The following is a 16,624-nucleotide window of genomic DNA, read 5'->3' as shown; positions in this document are numbered from 1 at the left end:
CCTTCATCCCAGGCGATGGGGGGTTGTTGTTGTTTGGGTTGTTTGACGGCCAGCACCGGCGGGGGGGGCCCGCCGCGGGCGGGGGGGGGGGCGCCGCGGCGGGAGGCGTGCAGCCGCAGCCACTCCTCGTGGCGCGCCTGCAGGTAGGCCTGCACGAGGTCTGCCTTGGAGGCGAAGTTGTTGTACAGGCTCATCTTCGCCACCCCGGCCTCGGCGGTGATGGTGTCGATGCCGGTGGCGGTGATGCCGTCGGCGTAGAAGCGCCGTGCGGCCGCCTGGAGCAGTCGTTCGCGAGCCGGTCGCCTGCTCGCCGCCGTGGACCCGTCCGCCACGAGTTCCCCCTCCATCGATGGGTAGACCAGTCTACCTACCGACGGGGGGCGACGGGGGGCGACGCGGAGCGGAGCCGGCGGAACGCGGTCAGCGCCGGCGCAGCCCTCGCCAGGCCCTCCTGCCGCGCCTGAGCAGCGAGCGGGCCCGTCGGCGGCCGCGCGCCGGCAGCATCCTGCGCACCAGGGGGGTGATGGCCTGCAGCGCCGGCCGTGCGGCCGGGTGCTCCCGCCGGGCGCGGGCCCGCTCCTCCAGGTCCAGGGGGGTGAGGACCTGCTGCACGGCGGTGAGGATGGAGCCGCGCAGCAGCCACAGGGAGGTCTCCGCCCGCGGGTCCACGAAGAGCAGTTCGGTGAGGATCGCCCGCGCCTCGCCGGCCACCTCCAGGCTGCGGGCCAGCGTGCGCTCCACCTCGCCCTCGCCGCCCTCGACCTCCGCCTGCACCAGGTCGCCGAAGGCGCGCAGGCAGGCGGCGACCTCGGCCAGGACGACGGCGAAGGCCTGGCGGACCTCCTCGCCGTAGCCGTCGTCGGGGGTGGCCCGGCGCGGCGCCTCGGTGCGCATCACGGCGAACAGGGTGCGGATGGCCAGCGCGGTGTGCTCCAGGGCCTGCAGCCCGGTGCGCAGCGCCGGCTCCGCGTCGGCGGTGCCGATGGCCCGCGCGTTCAGGCGGCGCACGTCCTTGAGGGCCTCGACCGTGCGCGCGGCCTCCTCCGCGGTGGCGTCGACCCGGCGCGCCCGGGCCAGCCAGTCGCTGACCTGCTCGCGGGTGATCGGTCGCGCGGACATCGCCGAGCTCGCCACCAGCAGGCAGTCGGCCTGCTCGGCGGCGACGGTGCCGATGCCGGCGAGCGCTCGGCGGGTGGGGACCGGCGGAGGCAGCAGCACGGTGAACGCCACTCCGACGCCGGCACCGATCAAGGTGGTGACGACGCGGGTCTCGGCGGCGATCTCCTGACCGCCGACGGCCAGGACGAGCATGGCGCTGATGGGCGTCTCCAGGGCCTGCTGCCCCAGGCGCAGCGCGCTGGCCAGCAGCAGCGAGGCGGCGATCGCCAGGCCCAGGCTCCACCAGGTCAGCCCGCTCCAGGTGGACAGGGCCACGGCCACCAGGACCCCGGTGAGGACCGCGCCGACCCGCACCAGACCCATGCGCAGGCTGGCGTGGGCGGAGGCCTGCATGACCAGCAGCGCGGTCAGCGCGCCGGTGAGGTCCACCGGTCCCCGGGTGACGACCAGGGTGAGCAGGTAGGCCAGCACTCCCGCGGTGCTCAGGCGGGCGGTGGTGCTCAGGGTGTCCGCGGTCGGCAGCGCCCACCGCGCCCACCGCGCCGGCCGGCCGTGCAGGAGCCGGCGCGCTGCTGCGCCCCGGGGCGGCCGCGTGCGTCGAGGTCGGCTCACGTGCTCCTCCTCGCGGATCGCCGTCGAGCGTCGAGGACGTCGGAGGAGGCCGTCGCGACGCTCGTGCGGGCCATGGTGGCACCCGTGCGACCTGGCGACCCGCTCGTCGTGGGGCTCGCCCCGGGGTGCGAGCAGGCCGCTGCTCAGGCCGAGGGCCAGGTGGCGCTGACCCTCAGCAACCGCTCCGCGATGGATCCCGTGGGGACGGTGAGGTGCAGGTGCGCCTTCCCCGCCTGCAGCGTGACGTCGGTGGCCCTGCGGTAGCGGGGGTTCGGCCGCGCCCGGACCCGCTCGAGGGTGCGCAGCGGCAGGAGCAGCCGGGAGCTGGAGTGGACGGGGCGGTGGCCCCGCACCAGCCACTCCCGGCGGCCGAACACCTCCAGGTGCGTGCCGTCGCGGGCGAGCAGGGCCGCCTGCAGCGTCATCGGCGACAGCAGGTGGGTGAGGTTCCGCAGCGCCCCCGCCGGGCCGGTGGGGCGCGGGCGCAGGACCTGCCGTCCGTGCCAGGCGACGGCGACCAGGTCGGGGCGCTGCCGGGCGACCTGGCGGTAGTCCGCGACGACTGCGACGTCCGCGACGTCGCCGGGGTCCAGGGAGGCGACCGTGAACTCCTCCGCGCCCGCACCGGGTGCGGTGCGCGGTGCTGGGGCGCTCGGACGGGCGGGGTCCGCGCGGCGGGGACCCCGGGGGCCGGCGGGACGCGCGGGTCCGGTGCGCAGCTCCTCGACGAGGCGCTGCACGCCTCCTCGCGCCGAACCGTTGTAGCTCAGCGACACGACGTCCCCGTCCACGGTGTGCACGTGCAGCCGGCCGTCGAGGAGGTCCACCTCGTCGTGCACGGCGACGACGTCGTCGAGCGCCACCTGCCGCGTCAGGTACCCCCGGGGTCTGCCCGCGGGTTCCCCGCGCGCGTCCTGGTGCCGGCTCAGCACCGTCAGCGACCCGGTCCGCACCACGACCAGGTGGTCGTAGAGGTCCACCTCGGCGGCGGCCTCGCGCCGGGTGATGTTGCGGGGCACCTTCAGCACCAGCCGGGCCGTGCGCAGGTCCAGCGGGTGGTCGCGGTACAGGTGCGGCACCTCCAGCGGGGTGCGCACCTCGTCGACCCAGGGCCCGAAGGCGGCGTGCTCGCGGCTGTCGCTGACCACGTCCCAGGGTCCCACGAGGAACCCCCCGGCACCCGGCGCGGTCCCGGCAGCGGGCCGGGTCGTCCGCCCGCTGCGGGTGGGGGTTTCGCCGTCCGCCCAGCGGGTAGCCCGAACGCAGGAGCGCAGCACCCGCCCCGCTCCGACGACCACCGGTTCCCCCGGTGGCCGGTGAGCCCGGGCGGAACGGCACCCGCTCCACCGCCGACCGCCCTGACCGCTGCTCGCCCCGACCGTTGACCGCCCTGGAGGTCCCGGTGCCCACCCGTCCCCCGGTGGTCGTCTTCGACGTCAACGAGACGCTGTCCGACACCGGCCCGCTGGCCGATCGCTTCACCGGGATCGGTGCGCCGGCGCACCTGGCGCAGCTGTGGTTCACGACGCTGCTGCGCGACGGCTTCGCCCTGACCGCCGCGGGCGCCTCGCGCCCCTTCGCCGACGTGGGGGCCGACGCGCTGCGCACGCTGCTGCACGGCGTCGAGCTGCGGTGCGCGCTGGACGAGGCCGTCGAGCACGTGCTCAGCGGGTTCGGGCGGCTCCCGCTGCACCCCGACGTCGCCGAGGGCGTGCGCGCGCTGCGCGCCGGTGGGCACCGCCTGCTGACGCTGACCAACGGTTCCGCGCGCGTCAGCGAGCAGCTGCTGACCGCCGCCGGGATCCGCGAGGAGTTCGAGGCGCTGCTGTCGGTGGAGGACGCCGGTGCGTGGAAGCCGGCGCGAGCGGCCTACGAGCACGCCGTGCGCGCCTGCGGTGCCCCGCCGGGCGAGGTGCTGCTCGTCGCCGTGCACCCCTGGGACGTCGACGGTGCGGCCCGCGCCGGGCTGCGCACCGCCTGGATCGACCGGGCCGGCAGCCCGTACCCGGCGTGCTCCACCGCACCGCAGTTGCGCGCCGTCGACCTGGTCGACCTGGCCGCCCAGCTGACTTGACCGGCTGCCGGATCAGCCTGCTCCCGGCGGTGCGAGCAGCTGGGCGAAACCCCCGCGGACCTCGGCCGCCAGCGCGGCGCGGTCCGTCTCGTCGCAGAAGGCGGCCTCCACCGCGGCCAGGACGCGCTCCTGCGCCTGACCGGGTGTCCACCCGAGCGCGGTGCCCGCACGGGCCAGTTCCTCCCCGGTGCTCGTGCCGAACATCGGCGGGTCGTCGGGGTTGACGGACACCGCCAGCCCGGCGCGCAGCATGCCCGCGATCGCGGACCCGTCACCGCCGTGGAACAGCTGCGTCGACCAGCAGGTGGCGAAGTGGACGCCGTCGGCGCGGCAGCGCGCGAGCAGCCCCGGATCGGCGAGGACGGCGTAGCCGTGGTCGATCCGCTGCGCTCCCAGCACGTCCAGGCAGGCGGCGATCTCGGCGGCGTCGCCGCGCTCGCCGGCGTGGGCGGTGCGCTGCAGCCCGCCGCGGGCGGCGAGCGCGAACGCCTGCGCGAACGCGGCCGGCGGTCCCACCAGCTCGTCGTGGTCCAGGCCGATGCCCACCACCTCCTCGGCGCGGTGCTCCAGCGCCGCGCGCACCAGGTCCAGGGCCACCGAGGGCGGCTGCTGGCGGTTGACGGCGACGACGAGCCGGCAGTCCACACCGGTCTCCGCACGGGCCGAGCGCACGCCGTCCAGGACGCCGTCCAGCACCTGCCGGTAGGTCATCGTCGGGTGGTTGGTGGGGTTGAACGACATCTCCCGGTACCGCAGTCCCTCCGCTGCCGAGGCCACGAGGCAGGCGTGCGTGACCTCCGCGAGGTCGGCGGGGGTGACCAGGGCCCGCGAGACGGCGGTGTAGACGGCCAGGAAACCCGCGAAGTCCTCGTACCGGTACAGCTCTCCGGGGTCCGTGGTCGGCAGTGCGACGCCGTGGCGCCGGGCCAGCCGGACCGCCACCTCGGCGGGCACGGAACCTTCCAGGTGGCAGTGCAGCTCGACCTTCGGCGCGCGCCTGAGCAGGTCGGCGGACGCGGGTGCGGCGACGGGTGCGGCGACGGGTGCGCTCGTCACGGCGCTCAGCGCGCCGACGCCAGCACGCGCGCCGCCTCGCGCTGCGCGGCGGTGTTGGCGCGCCCGGCGCGCGAACCGGCGAGCTTGGCGGCGATGTGCTCGCCGATGGTGACCGGCGGGTAGAGGGGTTCCTCGCCGGGCCGCACGCACCCGGGCAGGGCGGCCACGACGGCGTCGACGTCGCCGTCGTGGAAGAACGCGGCGGAGCGGCGCCGCTCGATGGTGCCGTCCACGATCGGCGGCTTGACGCGGTGCAGCGTGGAGGTCCAGCGCTCGTTGGTCCAGCGGGCCATGGCGTCGCCCAGGTTCACCAGCAGCGCGTCCTCGGCGGGCTGCACGTCGTGCCAGGTGCCCTCCGGGCCGAGGACCTGCAGACCGGCGACCCGGTCGGCCCACAGGACGGTGACGATGCCGTAGTCGGTGTGCTCGCCCATGCCGGTCAGGTCGCCGTCGAGCCGCACGCTCCCCGGCGGCAGGGCGTAGTTGTTCATCCGCAGCACGTCCAGGGAGTGCCCGGTGACCCGGTCGAACCAGCCGGGTTCCAGGCCGAGGGCGTCGGCGAACACCGTCGTGAGGGTGCGCGCGACGCGACCGGCCTCGGCCTCCCACGCCTGCACGCGCGCCCGGAAACCCGGGACGAGGTCCTCGTCCGGCCACACGTCCTCGGGGTAGGAGGCGGGGTCCAGCTCGGCGCCCGGGTAGTCGCTGACGGCGGCGCCGGTGTTGAAGGCCTCGAAGAAGTCGTTCATGCGGCTGGCCGCCTCCACGCCCAGGCTGAGGCTGAGGGACTCGCTCCTGGGCGGGGTGTAGCCGCGGTTGACGCCCTTCGGCGCGACCCAGCGGCGCTTGACGTCCAGCGGCAGGGCGAAGAAGTCGTCGATCGCGCTCGCCAGGCCCGCGGTGGTGGCGTCGGGGACGCCGTGGCCGGTGACCTGCACGAAGCCGACGGTGCGGCAGGCGACGTCCATCGCCGCGGCGACGGCGGCGCGCTCGGCGGGGCTGCCGCCGTGCACGTACGGGGAGATGTCGACGGCGGGGACCTCGAAGGGGGTGTCCATGCCGGAACCGTAAGTGGTGCTTACGGCCGGTGGGTTAAGGGTGTGTAACGTCCGCGGTGAGCACGACCAGGACCTCCGCGGGGACCTCACCGCGCAGCAGCCAGCGGTGCGCGAGAGCGCCCTCGTGGTGCAGGGAGTCGCCCGGACCCAGGTCGGTGCGCCCGCCGTCGGCGAACTCGACGGTGATCCGCCCCGCCAGCACGTGCACGAACACCTCGCCCGGCTGCGCGAACCACTCCTGCTCGGCATCGCCCGGCCGCAGCACGTAGTGGTAGCCCTCCAGCAGCACCCCCTCCCCGGTGCGGGTCAGCAGCCGCGGTCGCTGCGCGGGTCCCGCGGGCCCGTCCGCCCCGGCGCGCAACCGCGGACCGCCGCCGGCGCGGGTCAGCCGACGCCGCTCACCGCTGGGCGGAAGCAGGTCGTTGGCGGTGCACCCCAGCGCGGCCGCCAGCCGGTACAGGACCGGGATGCTCACCGAGGAGCGCCCGCCCTCGAGCTGGCTGACGAACGGCCCGGACACCCCGGCCCGCCGCGCCAGCTCGGCCACCGACAGCCCGGCGGCGCTGCGCCGCGCCCGCACCGCCGCCCCCACGAGGGCACCGGGATCGCCCTCGGGCGCCGGCTGCACGCCGCCCGCCGGCGGCCTCGGCTCGTGCTCCACGGCCGCCACCCTCTCGCAGCGGCCGACCCCGGCGCCGACCGGGGCCGCGGCGGTCGCGGTCGGCACCGCCGCAGCCGCAGCGCCCTGAGGACGAGGGCGCCGGAGGCAAGGGCCTGTCTCGCGGATCACGACGGGTGCCTGGCACGTCCGCTCACGACGACGACCGAACGCGAGCTGAGCCCTCAGCGGGACGGTGCTGAACACATCACCCCCTGCGCGCGGCCCACGCACCTCCGCCTCCCCGGAAGATCGCAGGGGGCACCGCGCTGCCACCACCGATCCGCGTCCCCTCCCCGCGGTCGCACCCGCAGCGGAACGGCCGTCAGCGCGGCCTCAGCCCGTCGACCACGACGGTGAGCATGCGGTCCAGCTGAGCAGAGTGCTCAGGGGCGCCGGCCACGGAGAGCGCGCCCGCGAGCAGGCCCCCGACGTCGACCGGGTCGACGTCCTCGCGCAGCTCGCCCGTGCGGGCGCCGGCGTCGAGGATGGTCTGCAGGACCTGCAGGACCTGCAGGACCTGCAGGACCTCGTCGCAGACGGGGCCGGTGCCGAAGCGCCCGGTGGCGCTCATGGCGACCAGGGCCTCGCTGATGCCGCGCCGCTGCGCCGCCCACTGCGCGAAGCGCAGCATCCAGGCGTGCAGGGCGTCCGCCGGTGCGCGGGTGGCCAGCAACGCCTCGGCGTCCTCGCGCAGCGGGCGTACCTGGTCGCGGTAGACCTCCTCGACCAGGTCCTCGCGGGTGGGGAAGTGCCGGTACAGCGTGCCGCTGCCCACGCCGGCGCGCTTGGCGATCGCGTCCAGGGAGATCGCCCGCCCGGACGCGAAAGCCTCGGCGGCGGTGGCCTCCGCCCGCGGAAGGCCCTCATGCCCACGGCGCTCATCACCGGTGGCACCACCGGCATCGGCCGCGCCACCGCCGAACTCCTGCACACCCGGGGCCACCGGGTCGCCGTCACCGGCCAAGACCCCGACGCCCTCGCCGCCGCGCGGCGCGAACTGCCCGCTGACGTCCTGGTCGTGAGGGCCGACGCGCGCGTGAGCAGCGACACCGACGCTCTCGTGCAGACCGTCACCGAACGTCTCGGCCGCCTGGACCTGCTGTTCCTCAACGCGGGGATCTTCCGCCCCGCACCCGTGGGCGAGGTGAGCGAGGAGTCCTTCGACGACCACGTCGCCGTCAACCTCAAGGGCCAGTTCTTCACCCTCCAGAAGGACCTGCCGCTGATGAACGACGGCGCCTCGATCGTCGTCACCGTCGGCATCGCGGCCCGCCGCGGCAGCCCCGGCGCCACCGACACCCCGCTGCTCGACGAGCTCGGCGTCGCCTCGGCAGAACGAGACGCCCTGCGCGCGAACGTGCCGTTCCAGCGGTTCGGCTCGCCTCGTGAGGTCGCCGAGGTCGCCGAGGTCGCCGCCTTCCTCGCCTCCGACGCCGCGAGCTACGTCACCGGTCAGGACGTCGCCGTCGCCGGCGGCTACGGACTCGGCGCCTGACCCCGCCCCGAGAACCTCCTTCCCCGAAGCACCAGGAGGAACTCGTGACCCTCACCCTCGACACCCACCGCCAGCTGGGACGTTCCGGTCTGCGCGTCTCACCTCTGGCCCTGGGCGCCGCCACCTTCGGCAACGACTGGGGCTGGGGCGCCGAACAGGACGAGGCGCGCCGGTTGTTCGACCTCTACGTCGAACGCGGCGGGAACTTCATCGACACCGCCGTCACCTACACCGACGGCACCTCCGAGCGCATGCTCGGTCAGTTCGCCAGGGACCGGCGCGACAGCCTCGTCCTGGCCACGAAGTACACCACCCTGCGCCGCCCCGACGACCCCAACTCCGGCGGCGCGAGCCGCAAGAGCCTGTTCGGTGCGGTCGAGACCAGCCTGCGGCAGCTGGGCACCGACTACATCGACCTGCTCCACCTGCACGTGTGGGACCCCACCACCCCCGTGGAGGAGGTCCTGCGCGGTCTGGACGACCTCGTGCGAGCGGGCAAGGTCCTCTACGCGGCCATCTCCAACACCCCGGCCTGGCAGGTCGCGCGCCTGCAGACCATCGCCGACCTGCGCGGCTGGGCACCCCTGGTGGCACTGCAGCTGGAGTACAACCTCATCGAGCGCACCGGGGAACGCGACCTGCTGCCGATGGCCCGGGAGCTGGGGCTTGGGAACCGTCCTGTGGTCGCCGTTGGCCGGTGGGGTGCTCACCGGCAAGTACAGCCGCGAGGACCTCGCAGCACCGTCGTCGGCGCCGGCTGAGGGTGGGAGCGTCCGCAAGAGCTTCAACGTGGCCCTGGGCGGCGTGACCGAGCGCAGCCTGGCCATCGTGGACGTGGTCAAGGAGGTCGCCGCCGAACTGGACCGCACCCCGGCTCAGGTGGGGCTCGCCTGGACCTTGCAGAACCCCGGCGTCACCACACCCGTCGTCGGTGCTCGTACCCTCGCGCAGCTGCAGGAGAACCTGGGAGCCCTCGAGGTCGACCTCACGGCCGACCAGGTGGCCCGGCTGGACGAGGTCAGCGCGATCGACCTCGGCTTCCCCCACGCCATGCTCGCCAGCGACCACGTCCGCGTCCAGACCCGCGGCGACCTGAAGATCCAAGCACTCGCCTGAGGCCTGCTCGGGCGCCAGGGGCGGAATCAGCACCGCTCCTGGCGCCAGTCACCGGCGGCGCACGGAGAGTCGACTGCACAGCTGCACTCCTACGCGACCGGACGTCACGGTCATGGCGCGTTCGGCGCGGCGGTGACCTGAGCCGAGACGCACGACGGCCGCCGGGCTCTTCGGCCCGGCGGCCGTGGACGTGTAGTGGTCGATCCGGCAGTCGCCTCTCGGCGAGAGGCCGCTCGAAGCGGCTGAAGGTGAGGCCCGGGGACATGCAGCGGAACGACCACCCTCTGCGAGCCGGCGTCGGGCAGCAGCATTCCCGATGCCACCGTGTCCCCGCACAGACCGCCAGACGCACGGTCATCCCGCGCTGACCGGCGTCGAACGGAGCCGTCAGGCCGTGGTGACCTCGCGGTAGTGCTCCACGGTGGGGAACGGGTCGTAGAAGTGGTGCAGCAGTCGCTTCCACTCCTGGTACGGCGCTGATCCCCGAAAGCCCTCGATGTGGTCTTCGAGGGTGTCCCACTGCACCAGCAGCAGGTAGGTGTCGGGTCGCTCAAGACAGCGCGACAGCGTGAGCCGCTGGAAGCCGGGCATCGCGGAGATGATCGCCTTGGCCTCGGAGAAGGCCGCCTCGAAGGCGTCGGTCTGGCCGGGTCGGACGTCGAGGACGGCTTGCTCGAGGATCATGAGGTCCATCCTCCTCGAGGGTCGTGACGTCGGTGTGCGGCGGAGGCGACGACCGCGCGGTCATGGCGTCCTGCGGCGCGTGCGCAACGGTGCTGCTCCGCGCCCACCAGTCACCGCTGGGCCGTCCTACCGCCCTTCCGGAGAGCCGTCGACCCTCTCGCCGCCCGTGTACATCCGGGCGAGCACCGCACCAGGCACGTCCCTGCCATCAGGAAGAGTCGGCTCCACCTCCGCCTTCACCTCCCGCGCCCAGTCGAAGAAGGAGCGCTCCCCACCTTCTGGGCGCAGCACGACGGCCTCCGAGGGCAACTGCACCATCCCCCAGGCCAGCACGTCCTCGCGCGATCCCACGAAGGTGCTGACCCGATCCTCATCGACCAGATCGGCTCTCCAGCGCTCATCAGCCTCCCGGAAGACCGTCAGCCGGCCACGACGGACCAGCACAGGACCCTCAGGAGCCAGGTGGTGCTCGCGGCGTGCCACCGAGCCAGCCTCCCACGATGGGCTGCTCCAGCGTCAGGTCAAGCCCCCGCGGTCTTGGCGCGGGCCGCGCTGCGCACGGTCGTGGTGCCGTCCGCGCTCGGCGACCTCGCGGTCTTGCCGATGACCACGCGATTGCACATCGGCGCCAGCAGCGCCAGAATGGCGCCATGCCCAGCGTGCAGATCAAGGACGTCCCCGACGAGACGCACACCGTCCTGCGCCGCCGCGCCGCCCTGGCCCACCAGTCCCTGCAGGAGTACCTCCTCGCCAAGCTCATCGAGGACGCCAGCACCCCCTCCCTCGACGAGGTGCTCGAACGCGCCGGCGGGCGAGCCGGCGGCAGCCTGTCCTTCCGCGACGCCGTGAAGGCGGTGCGCGACGACCGTGATCGTCGTTGACGCCAGCGTCCTCGCCCCCGCCCTGGCCGACGACGGACCCGACGGCGACCGCGCCCGGGACCGGTTGCGCGGAGAGGTCCTCACGGCTCCCGAGGTCATCGACCTCGAGGTGGCCTCGGTCCTGCGCCGTGCCGCGAACGGAGGTCGCCTGCCGGAACGCCGCGCCGACCTGGCGTTGCACGACCTCGTCGACCTGCCCCTGCGCCGCGCCGGTCACCGGCCGCTGCTCCACCGCTGCTGGGAACTGCGCCACACCGTCACCAGCTACGACGCCGCCTACATCGCGCTGGCCGAGGTGTTGGGCATCGTCCTGGTCACCGCCGACGCCCGCCTGTCCCGTGCGCCGGGCATCACCTGCGGGGTGGAGGTCCTGCGCTGACCCCTGTGCCACAGGTACCGCTGAGCAAGACGCCATCGACGTCCGCACATGTCGATGTCCGCACGGCCGCATAGGGTCCGCGATCACCCCTCCGAGTGACTCAAGCCGTCCTGGTGCAACCCCGCGGCGGAGCCTTGCCGCGGACGAAGCCGGGACGAGGTCGTGGACTTCTCGGAGGGGCCTGCGACGCCACGGACCTGCGACGCGACGGACCTGCCCGCCCGTCCGCCAAGCGCCGGTGAAGCTGGTTCCGTCTCCCGCCGGCGCCGCCCAACGCCTGGAATCGAGCCGCCGACCCGGTCAGGGCACCGCCACGACGGGGGAACCGTCGGCGTGCTGGTCCGGGTACTGCTCGCGGTACTCCTCGAGGCTCAGCCCGAGCTGCTCCGCGCTGGCCCGGTCCTCCGCCTCGGCGTACTGGTTCCAGTCGTCGACGACACGCTGGGTCAGGTTCGGCTTCTCGACGCAGATGTAGGTCCCGTCGGCGGGCAGGTCCGGCGGCGCGGTGCAGGCCGACACCGTCTGGTAGGCGTCCGGGTCGAAGCAGCTCATCCAGTACAACCTCGAGATGGCGTCGGGGTCGTCGGGATCCGTGCTCGCCAGCTCGTCGCCGGTGGGCTGGTGGTAGGTGCACGTGCGCGTCGGCATCGACGTCGCCATCGGCCCGCCCTGCAGCCACTCCTGGCGCGCGATCTCCTCCGGGCTCGACGTCCACCCGCCCTCGCCCTCCCCGGGCGCCGTCGTGGGCTCGCTGGTCGACGACGCCGACGCCGAAGGGGACGAGGTCGCGGCCTCAGTCCCGCACGAGCCGAGGAGCAGGGAGAGGGCCGCGAGCGGCAGGACGAGCACGAGACGCACCCACCGAGCCTGCCAGCGCGGTGGAGGCGGGGGCCGCGAACGATCCCACGTCACCCATCTGGACCAGCTCCCGGTGATGGGGCACTCCAGCGGCGACGCGGCAACCGACCGCTGACATCCCTCGGGCCTCACTCAGCGCGTACAAGATCATCTTCGCCGAAGACGAGCAGACCGCCTCCAGGGAAGCCCACCAGAAAGCCTCCGACGGCCAGCTCCATGTCGACGACTCCGACCACGTCAGTGGTCAGTCCGTTGAGGCGAAGCTCCTCATCGACCACCTTGAGCTTCACCCGATCTCCGGAGCGCAGCTTGCCCTGCGCCCCGACGAGCCCGTGCTCACCCGACCCCGACCCAGCCATGCCTCCATGTTTCAGCACCCGAGGTGCAAGAGCGAGCATCCGGTCATCCCGCCGACGTCGTGCAGTCAGGTGCGGGCGAGGCCCACTTCCCCGCCCCGGCGGCACGACAGCTCACGCGCTGCCCGCATCGGCGATGCGCCACGCCTCGGTGTCGCCATCACGCACCACGGTGTAGCCCCAGGCGGTCGGGCCGTCCGGCATGGAGGTGTCCGCCCCGCGCAGCTCGAAGGTCACCGGGACCAGGACCGCCTGCGCGTGCTCCTGCGCGTGGCTCTCACCCACCGCACCGTCCGCGCCCGCGGCCGGCTGCGTGATCGCCTCGGAGACCTCGACGTCCTCGATCGTCGGCGGATCCGCCGCCCACGCATCGCGCCCCGAGTACGGCTGGGTCGTCAGGGCCGCCGCTGCGGCCTCGTCTCCTTCTTGCAGGGCCCCGAGGTAGGTGCGCACCACGTCCTCGGGGGAGGTGGAGGCATCGACCGTGGCGGTCCCCGGTGTCAGGGTGTCGCCCGGTGAGCCACCGCATGCCGAGAGCAACGCAGCATTCAGCGCCGCGATGACGAGGAGGGGAGTCCGCTTCACCACCTCAGTGCAGCAGCCTCAAGCACGATCAGCAGCGGATCACGCAGGTGCACACCCGGTGTCCGCATGATCCGACCTCGATCAGGACCTCACGGTCATCCCGCAGACCGCGCTCGGCCTGGTCGAGGTTCGTGCACCTGCCGCAGCACCATCGACGACGATGGCGAAGGTGAGCATGAGCCTGTGCACCGACCTCACCGCCGCCACCTGGATCACCAAGGACCCCGCCCCCTGGCACAAGCTGGCCACCCTGGGCCCCAGCGGCCTGCCCGCCTACGCGCGACTGCTCTTCCTGCCCGACCCCACCCACCTCGGCCACAGCGAGAACGACGCCCCCGAGCGAGACGACGGCCGATCCGAAACCGACCTGCTGCGCGCCGCCTCGACCCACCTCACCCCCCACACCACCACCCCTGAGGACTGCTACTTCCTCCTCTGGGACGGCTGGGGCCTGCACCCCTCCCCACCGGCCGGCGACCAGCACCGATCCGGCGCCCTCTCCAGCAAGCCGGTACGTCTCACCCGAGATGCGCCGCCGCTCCCCGCTCCACCCGCCGCCTTCCAGCCCGGCGTCCAGCCCGGCGTCCACCCGGACGCACGACGACCCGAGACCGGTGGGCTACTGGTGCGTCTGCCCGAACGCGACTACTACCTCTTCCGCGGCACCGTCACCGACCTCGGCGACTGGGGCCCAGACCTGCCGACCACACCCTCCGGCTGGGCGCCGGACCCCGCCTTCACCTGGCCCGCCGACCACGCCTGGTGCATCACCCGCGACGTCGACCCGCACTACGCCACCATCGCCGCCAGCCGGCCGGCCATCACCGCGCTGCTGCGGGACCCCCACCTCGACGTCCTGCCCACCGACCCCCACCAACCACAGCCGTACTACCTCTAGACGACTGAGCCACTACACGCACGGTCATCCCGCCGTCCGCGTTTGCTCCCACCCTGATGGCGACGCCTCGAGAGCTCCTGCCCGATGCACTACAACCTTGCGGACTGCTGCTGCGTAGGAGAGGGCGGAGGTGGTGCCCGGTGAGACAGGAGCTGGAGGCGTCTTTCGACGTCTTCGCCGCCGCAGCCATACCCCGGCTGCGGCAGCTGGCCTACGCCTGGAGCCGGGACTGGCACCGCGCCGACGACCTGGTCCAGGACACCCTCGAGCGCGTCTACGCCGCCTGGCCGCGGGTACGGCGCAACGATCAGGTGGGCGAGCACCCCTTCGCCTACGCGCGCACCACCATGCTGCGCCACCTCATCTCCGAGCAGCGCCGCCCCTGGCGCCGTCGGGAGAGCACCGGCCCGCACCCGGGTGAGGACCCTCCCGCACCCCAACTGCCCCCCGCGGAGGCCACCAGCCTCAGCCTGGACCTGCTGGCCGCCATCGCCACCCTGCCGGTGCGCCAGCGCGCGGTGGTCCTGCTGCGCTACGTCGAAGACCTCAGCGTGGCTGAGGTCGCCGAGGCGCTGGGCATCAGCGAGGGCACCGTCAAGAGCCAGGCCCACCACGCCCGCACCGCCCTGGCGGCGCACCTGGGCGCCGGCTACCGCGACGACTACAGCACCGGCGAGCACACCGGCCGGCGCGACGAGCGCACACCTTCCAGCACGGACCGTCAGGACCGCGAGGACCGCGCCAGGACCGGAGGACAGCCATGACCCACCACTCCGAGACCACCGGCACGAGCGGACCAGACCGGGCTGACGACCCCCTCGCCCGCGCCGTGGTCGAGGCCGTCACCGGCCTCCGGCCCCCACCCGCCCGCGTCGACCTGGAGCGGGTGCGCCGGCGCGGGCGCCGCCGCCGCGCCCTGCGCCGCACCGCGCTGGCCGTACCCGCCGCCGCAGCCGCCCTCGTCCTCGCCGGCGCGCTGTGGACCCCGGGCACCCCGTCGACGTCCACCGCCCCGGCACCACCCGCGGGCACCACGAGCCCGGCGCCCAGTGACCCGGCCACCCCCACCCCCGCGCGCAGCGCCGACCCGCAGCGCATCGCCCGAGCCGTCTTCCGCGACGCACTGCTGAGCATTGACCCCGACCTGAACCGCTACCTGGCGGTGGAGGCGATGAGTGACGGCGGCAGCGGGCAGCCGCTGGGCTGGTGGATGACCTACCAGGACCCGCGCAGCACGCCCGATGCCGCTCTCACCGTGCAGATCAGCCGCCTGGTCGATGAACTCCCCGGCTCCGAGCGCACCTCGTGCGCCCCGCAAGCGCAGTGCACCGACGAGCAACTACCTGGCGGCATCCGGTTGCTCACCGCCCGCACCCTCGACACCCGCCTGGTCCGTGAGGACCAAGCGCCTGGCGGACAGCTGCAGGGATGGCACACCAGCGTCACCACCGTCTACCCCGACGGGCGCCTCGTCAGCGCCGACACCCGCCTGGAGGCGAGCAGTGAGGCCGAGCTGGCCGCGGGGCGTTCCTTCGACTCCCCGCTGATCAGCACCGCGCAGCTGCAAGCCCTGGTCACCAATCCCGCTTTCGCTGGGGTGCCGTGGCCGTGAGCCGGCCGGCGTGGGAGCGCGACAGCAGGTTGTGGGCATCGGACCGTGGACACCAGGCTGTCGAGGCCGTGTGCACTCATCGGCGGTGACGGCGGGTTCGGTGAGCAGACCGTGCAGTGTTCGCCGGGTTCGGCGCGGGGAGCCGGCCGCGCAGCAGGATGTGCTCATGCGCCGGATGCGGGTGGGCACCGGGGTGCTCGTGGCGGTCGCAGCTCTGGTGCTCACCGCAGGTGGGTGTGGTGAGGGCGGAGACCTGACCTTCCACAACGATGGCCCCGAGGACGTGAGTGTCGTCTGGGACGAGGGCACCCTGTCCATCGACGCCGGGGGTGGGGTGCAGATCCTGGGCTCCGGATGCACGGAGGGCGATGTGGTGATCACCTTCCCCTCCGGGAAGTCCCGCACGCTGACAGGTCCGGTGTGCCCGGATCGAGCAATCGTCATCGGCGACGGCGAGGTCGATCTGCGCGAGCCGTGACGGCTTCGCGCACCGCTCGGTCATGCCGCTGGCCGGGCGCGGTCGTGAGCGAGTAGCGGCCCGGGGTCTGCAGCGCCCCCGCAGCTCGGTGATCACCGATCGGTAGGGTGCCCGCCGTGAGCGATGTGCGCGAGATCCCCGCCGAAGCGACCCACCTTGCAGCCGCGGCGATGCTGGCCCTGCGCCCGCGCTGGAGCGACCGCGACGCCCTGGTCGAGGTCATCGACACCCAGTTGCGCCCCAGCGGCTACCGCCTCATCGGCGTCTTCCCCGATAGCGCCGACGGCAGTGGTGAGAGCGGTGGTGAGAGCGGTGGTGAGAGCGCCGGAAGCGGTGAGGCGGTGGCCGTCGCGGGTTTCCGCGAAGTGCACGCCCTGGCCTGGGGGCACTACCTCTACGTCGACGACGTCTCCACCCTGCCCCAGGCGCGCGGCAACGGCTACGCCGACCAGCTGCTGACCTGGCTGGAAGCAGAAGCGCGGCGCCTGGGCTGCGAAGGGCTGCACCTGGACTCCGGCGTCACCGCTGACCGGGCGCCAGCGCACCGGCTGTACATGCGTCACAAGTTGCGCATCTCCGCCCACCACTTCGAGAAGAACCTGTAGCGGCGCACCGCTCGGCGCCGGCAGACCGCTCGACGACCTCACGCTCATCCCGCGGTCCGAGCGCGACCACGGCTGTCGACGATCCGCAGGCCGGGCT

Annotated in this window: 21 protein-coding genes and 1 pseudogene; 10 read left to right on the top strand and 12 right to left on the bottom strand. The window is 73.7% G+C overall.

Annotated elements, in window-relative coordinates:
* The 3 genes from ACRYM2_RS12620 to ACRYM2_RS12610 all read right to left on the bottom strand — a co-directional run.
* Nucleotides 1-347 (bottom strand): TetR/AcrR family transcriptional regulator (locus ACRYM2_RS12620; protein WP_432522735.1); only part of this gene is annotated, 347 nt, incomplete at its 3' end.
* A 73-nt stretch (nucleotides 348-420) separates the two neighbouring features.
* Nucleotides 421-1,731, bottom strand: a complete 1,311-nt coding sequence (locus ACRYM2_RS12615) for an FUSC family protein (protein ID WP_432522734.1) — start codon at nucleotides 1,729-1,731, stop codon at nucleotides 421-423.
* Between the two features lie 143 nt (nucleotides 1,732-1,874).
* The gene (locus ACRYM2_RS12610; RefSeq protein ID WP_432522733.1) at nucleotides 1,875-2,894 is read right to left on the bottom strand and encodes a hypothetical protein; all 1,020 of its coding nucleotides are present in this window, start codon (nucleotides 2,892-2,894) and stop codon (nucleotides 1,875-1,877) included.
* Nucleotides 2,895-3,133: 239 nt separating this feature from the next.
* Between ACRYM2_RS12610 and ACRYM2_RS12605 the strand changes: the two genes are divergently transcribed.
* Nucleotides 3,134-3,805 carry a haloacid dehalogenase type II gene (locus tag ACRYM2_RS12605; RefSeq protein WP_432522732.1) on the top strand — a complete coding sequence of 224 codons (672 nt, stop codon included), beginning with the start codon at nucleotides 3,134-3,136 and terminating at the stop codon, nucleotides 3,803-3,805.
* 12 nt (nucleotides 3,806-3,817) lie between these two features.
* Here the strand turns inward: ACRYM2_RS12605 and add are convergent, their stop codons facing one another.
* The 4 genes from add to ACRYM2_RS12585 all read right to left on the bottom strand — a co-directional run bounded on the left by add (nucleotide 3,818) and on the right by ACRYM2_RS12585 (nucleotide 7,511).
* Nucleotides 3,818-4,861, bottom strand: coding sequence for an adenosine deaminase (gene add, locus ACRYM2_RS12600; protein WP_432522731.1), 1,044 nt, complete (start codon nucleotides 4,859-4,861; stop codon nucleotides 3,818-3,820).
* Nucleotides 4,862-4,866: 5 nt separating this feature from the next.
* Nucleotides 4,867-5,919 (bottom strand): isopenicillin N synthase family dioxygenase, encoded by a 1,053-nt coding sequence (locus ACRYM2_RS12595; RefSeq protein WP_432522730.1) that lies wholly within the window; start codon nucleotides 5,917-5,919, stop codon nucleotides 4,867-4,869.
* 34 nt (nucleotides 5,920-5,953) lie between these two features.
* Nucleotides 5,954-6,580 carry a helix-turn-helix domain-containing protein gene (locus ACRYM2_RS12590; protein ID WP_432522729.1) on the bottom strand — a complete coding sequence of 209 codons (627 nt, stop codon included), beginning with the start codon at nucleotides 6,578-6,580 and terminating at the stop codon, nucleotides 5,954-5,956.
* Nucleotides 6,581-6,902: 322 nt separating this feature from the next.
* Entirely contained in the window at nucleotides 6,903-7,511 is a 609-nt protein-coding gene (locus tag ACRYM2_RS12585) for a TetR/AcrR family transcriptional regulator (RefSeq protein WP_432522728.1), read from the bottom strand.
* On the opposite strand from ACRYM2_RS12585, the gene ACRYM2_RS12580 reads away from it, so the two are divergent.
* Together ACRYM2_RS12580 and ACRYM2_RS12575 are read left to right on the top strand one after the other, a co-directional pair.
* Entirely contained in the window at nucleotides 7,446-8,075 is a 630-nt protein-coding gene (locus ACRYM2_RS12580; RefSeq protein ID WP_432522727.1) for an SDR family oxidoreductase, read from the top strand. The two genes, ACRYM2_RS12585 and ACRYM2_RS12580, sit on opposite strands and share 66 nt — an antisense overlap.
* Before the next feature lie 44 nt (nucleotides 8,076-8,119).
* Nucleotides 8,120-9,191, top strand: a pseudogene (locus tag ACRYM2_RS12575) (aldo/keto reductase).
* Nucleotides 9,192-9,578: 387 nt separating this feature from the next.
* Here ACRYM2_RS12575 and ACRYM2_RS12570 read toward each other — a convergent pair.
* Nucleotides 9,579-9,875, bottom strand: a complete 297-nt coding sequence (locus tag ACRYM2_RS12570; protein WP_432522726.1) for an antibiotic biosynthesis monooxygenase family protein — start codon at nucleotides 9,873-9,875, stop codon at nucleotides 9,579-9,581.
* A gap of 126 nt (nucleotides 9,876-10,001) precedes the next feature.
* Nucleotides 10,002-10,358, bottom strand: coding sequence for a hypothetical protein (locus ACRYM2_RS12565; protein ID WP_432522725.1), 357 nt, complete (start codon nucleotides 10,356-10,358; stop codon nucleotides 10,002-10,004).
* Between the two features lie 167 nt (nucleotides 10,359-10,525).
* On the opposite strand from ACRYM2_RS12565, the gene ACRYM2_RS12560 reads away from it, so the two are divergent.
* Together ACRYM2_RS12560 and ACRYM2_RS12555 are read left to right on the top strand one after the other, a co-directional pair.
* Entirely contained in the window at nucleotides 10,526-10,756 is a 231-nt protein-coding gene (locus ACRYM2_RS12560) for a FitA-like ribbon-helix-helix domain-containing protein (protein ID WP_432522724.1), read from the top strand.
* On the top strand, nucleotides 10,743-11,135 hold the full coding sequence (locus ACRYM2_RS12555) for a type II toxin-antitoxin system VapC family toxin (protein ID WP_432522723.1): 393 nt from the start codon (nucleotides 10,743-10,745) through the stop codon (nucleotides 11,133-11,135). Before ACRYM2_RS12560 ends, ACRYM2_RS12555 begins: the two co-directional genes overlap by 14 nt.
* Before the next feature lie 300 nt (nucleotides 11,136-11,435).
* On the opposite strand, the gene ACRYM2_RS12550 is transcribed toward ACRYM2_RS12555, so the two are convergent.
* The 3 genes from ACRYM2_RS12550 to ACRYM2_RS12540 all read right to left on the bottom strand — a co-directional run bounded on the left by ACRYM2_RS12550 (nucleotide 11,436) and on the right by ACRYM2_RS12540 (nucleotide 12,934).
* Nucleotides 11,436-11,993 carry a hypothetical protein gene (locus tag ACRYM2_RS12550; RefSeq protein ID WP_432522722.1) on the bottom strand — a complete coding sequence of 186 codons (558 nt, stop codon included), beginning with the start codon at nucleotides 11,991-11,993 and terminating at the stop codon, nucleotides 11,436-11,438.
* Nucleotides 11,994-12,121: 128 nt separating this feature from the next.
* Nucleotides 12,122-12,283, bottom strand: coding sequence for a hypothetical protein (locus tag ACRYM2_RS12545; RefSeq protein ID WP_432522721.1), 162 nt, complete (start codon nucleotides 12,281-12,283; stop codon nucleotides 12,122-12,124).
* Between the two features lie 180 nt (nucleotides 12,284-12,463).
* Nucleotides 12,464-12,934: a hypothetical protein gene (locus ACRYM2_RS12540; RefSeq protein ID WP_432522720.1), complete on the bottom strand. Its 471-nt coding sequence runs from the start codon at nucleotides 12,932-12,934 to the stop codon at nucleotides 12,464-12,466.
* A gap of 160 nt (nucleotides 12,935-13,094) precedes the next feature.
* Here ACRYM2_RS12540 and ACRYM2_RS12535 point away from each other — a divergent pair, with 160 nt between their 5' ends.
* From ACRYM2_RS12535 to ACRYM2_RS12515, 5 genes are all read left to right on the top strand, one after another.
* Nucleotides 13,095-13,832, top strand: coding sequence for a hypothetical protein (locus tag ACRYM2_RS12535; protein ID WP_432522719.1), 738 nt, complete (start codon nucleotides 13,095-13,097; stop codon nucleotides 13,830-13,832).
* A gap of 140 nt (nucleotides 13,833-13,972) precedes the next feature.
* Nucleotides 13,973-14,596, top strand: a complete 624-nt coding sequence (locus ACRYM2_RS12530; RefSeq protein WP_432522718.1) for an RNA polymerase sigma factor — start codon at nucleotides 13,973-13,975, stop codon at nucleotides 14,594-14,596.
* A complete protein-coding gene (locus ACRYM2_RS12525; RefSeq protein WP_432522717.1) occupies nucleotides 14,593-15,444 on the top strand; it encodes a hypothetical protein in 852 nt (283 codons plus the stop codon). The genes ACRYM2_RS12530 and ACRYM2_RS12525 overlap by 4 nt, the downstream gene beginning before the upstream one ends.
* 166 nt (nucleotides 15,445-15,610) lie before the next feature.
* Nucleotides 15,611-15,922: a hypothetical protein gene (locus ACRYM2_RS12520; RefSeq protein ID WP_432522716.1), complete on the top strand. Its 312-nt coding sequence runs from the start codon at nucleotides 15,611-15,613 to the stop codon at nucleotides 15,920-15,922.
* Nucleotides 15,923-16,038: 116 nt separating this feature from the next.
* Nucleotides 16,039-16,527 carry a GNAT family N-acetyltransferase gene (locus ACRYM2_RS12515; RefSeq protein ID WP_432522715.1) on the top strand — a complete coding sequence of 163 codons (489 nt, stop codon included), beginning with the start codon at nucleotides 16,039-16,041 and terminating at the stop codon, nucleotides 16,525-16,527.
* Nucleotides 16,528-16,624: the final 97 nt, after the last annotated feature.

Origin of the sequence: Kineococcus aridisoli (assembly GCF_050871885.1) — a bacterium.
In the GTDB taxonomy this organism is placed as follows: Bacteria; Actinomycetota; Actinomycetes; order Actinomycetales; family Kineococcaceae; genus Kineococcus.
The sequence above is the reverse complement of the archived record's forward strand: the minus strand, read 5'-3'. Positions and strand labels throughout refer to the sequence as shown.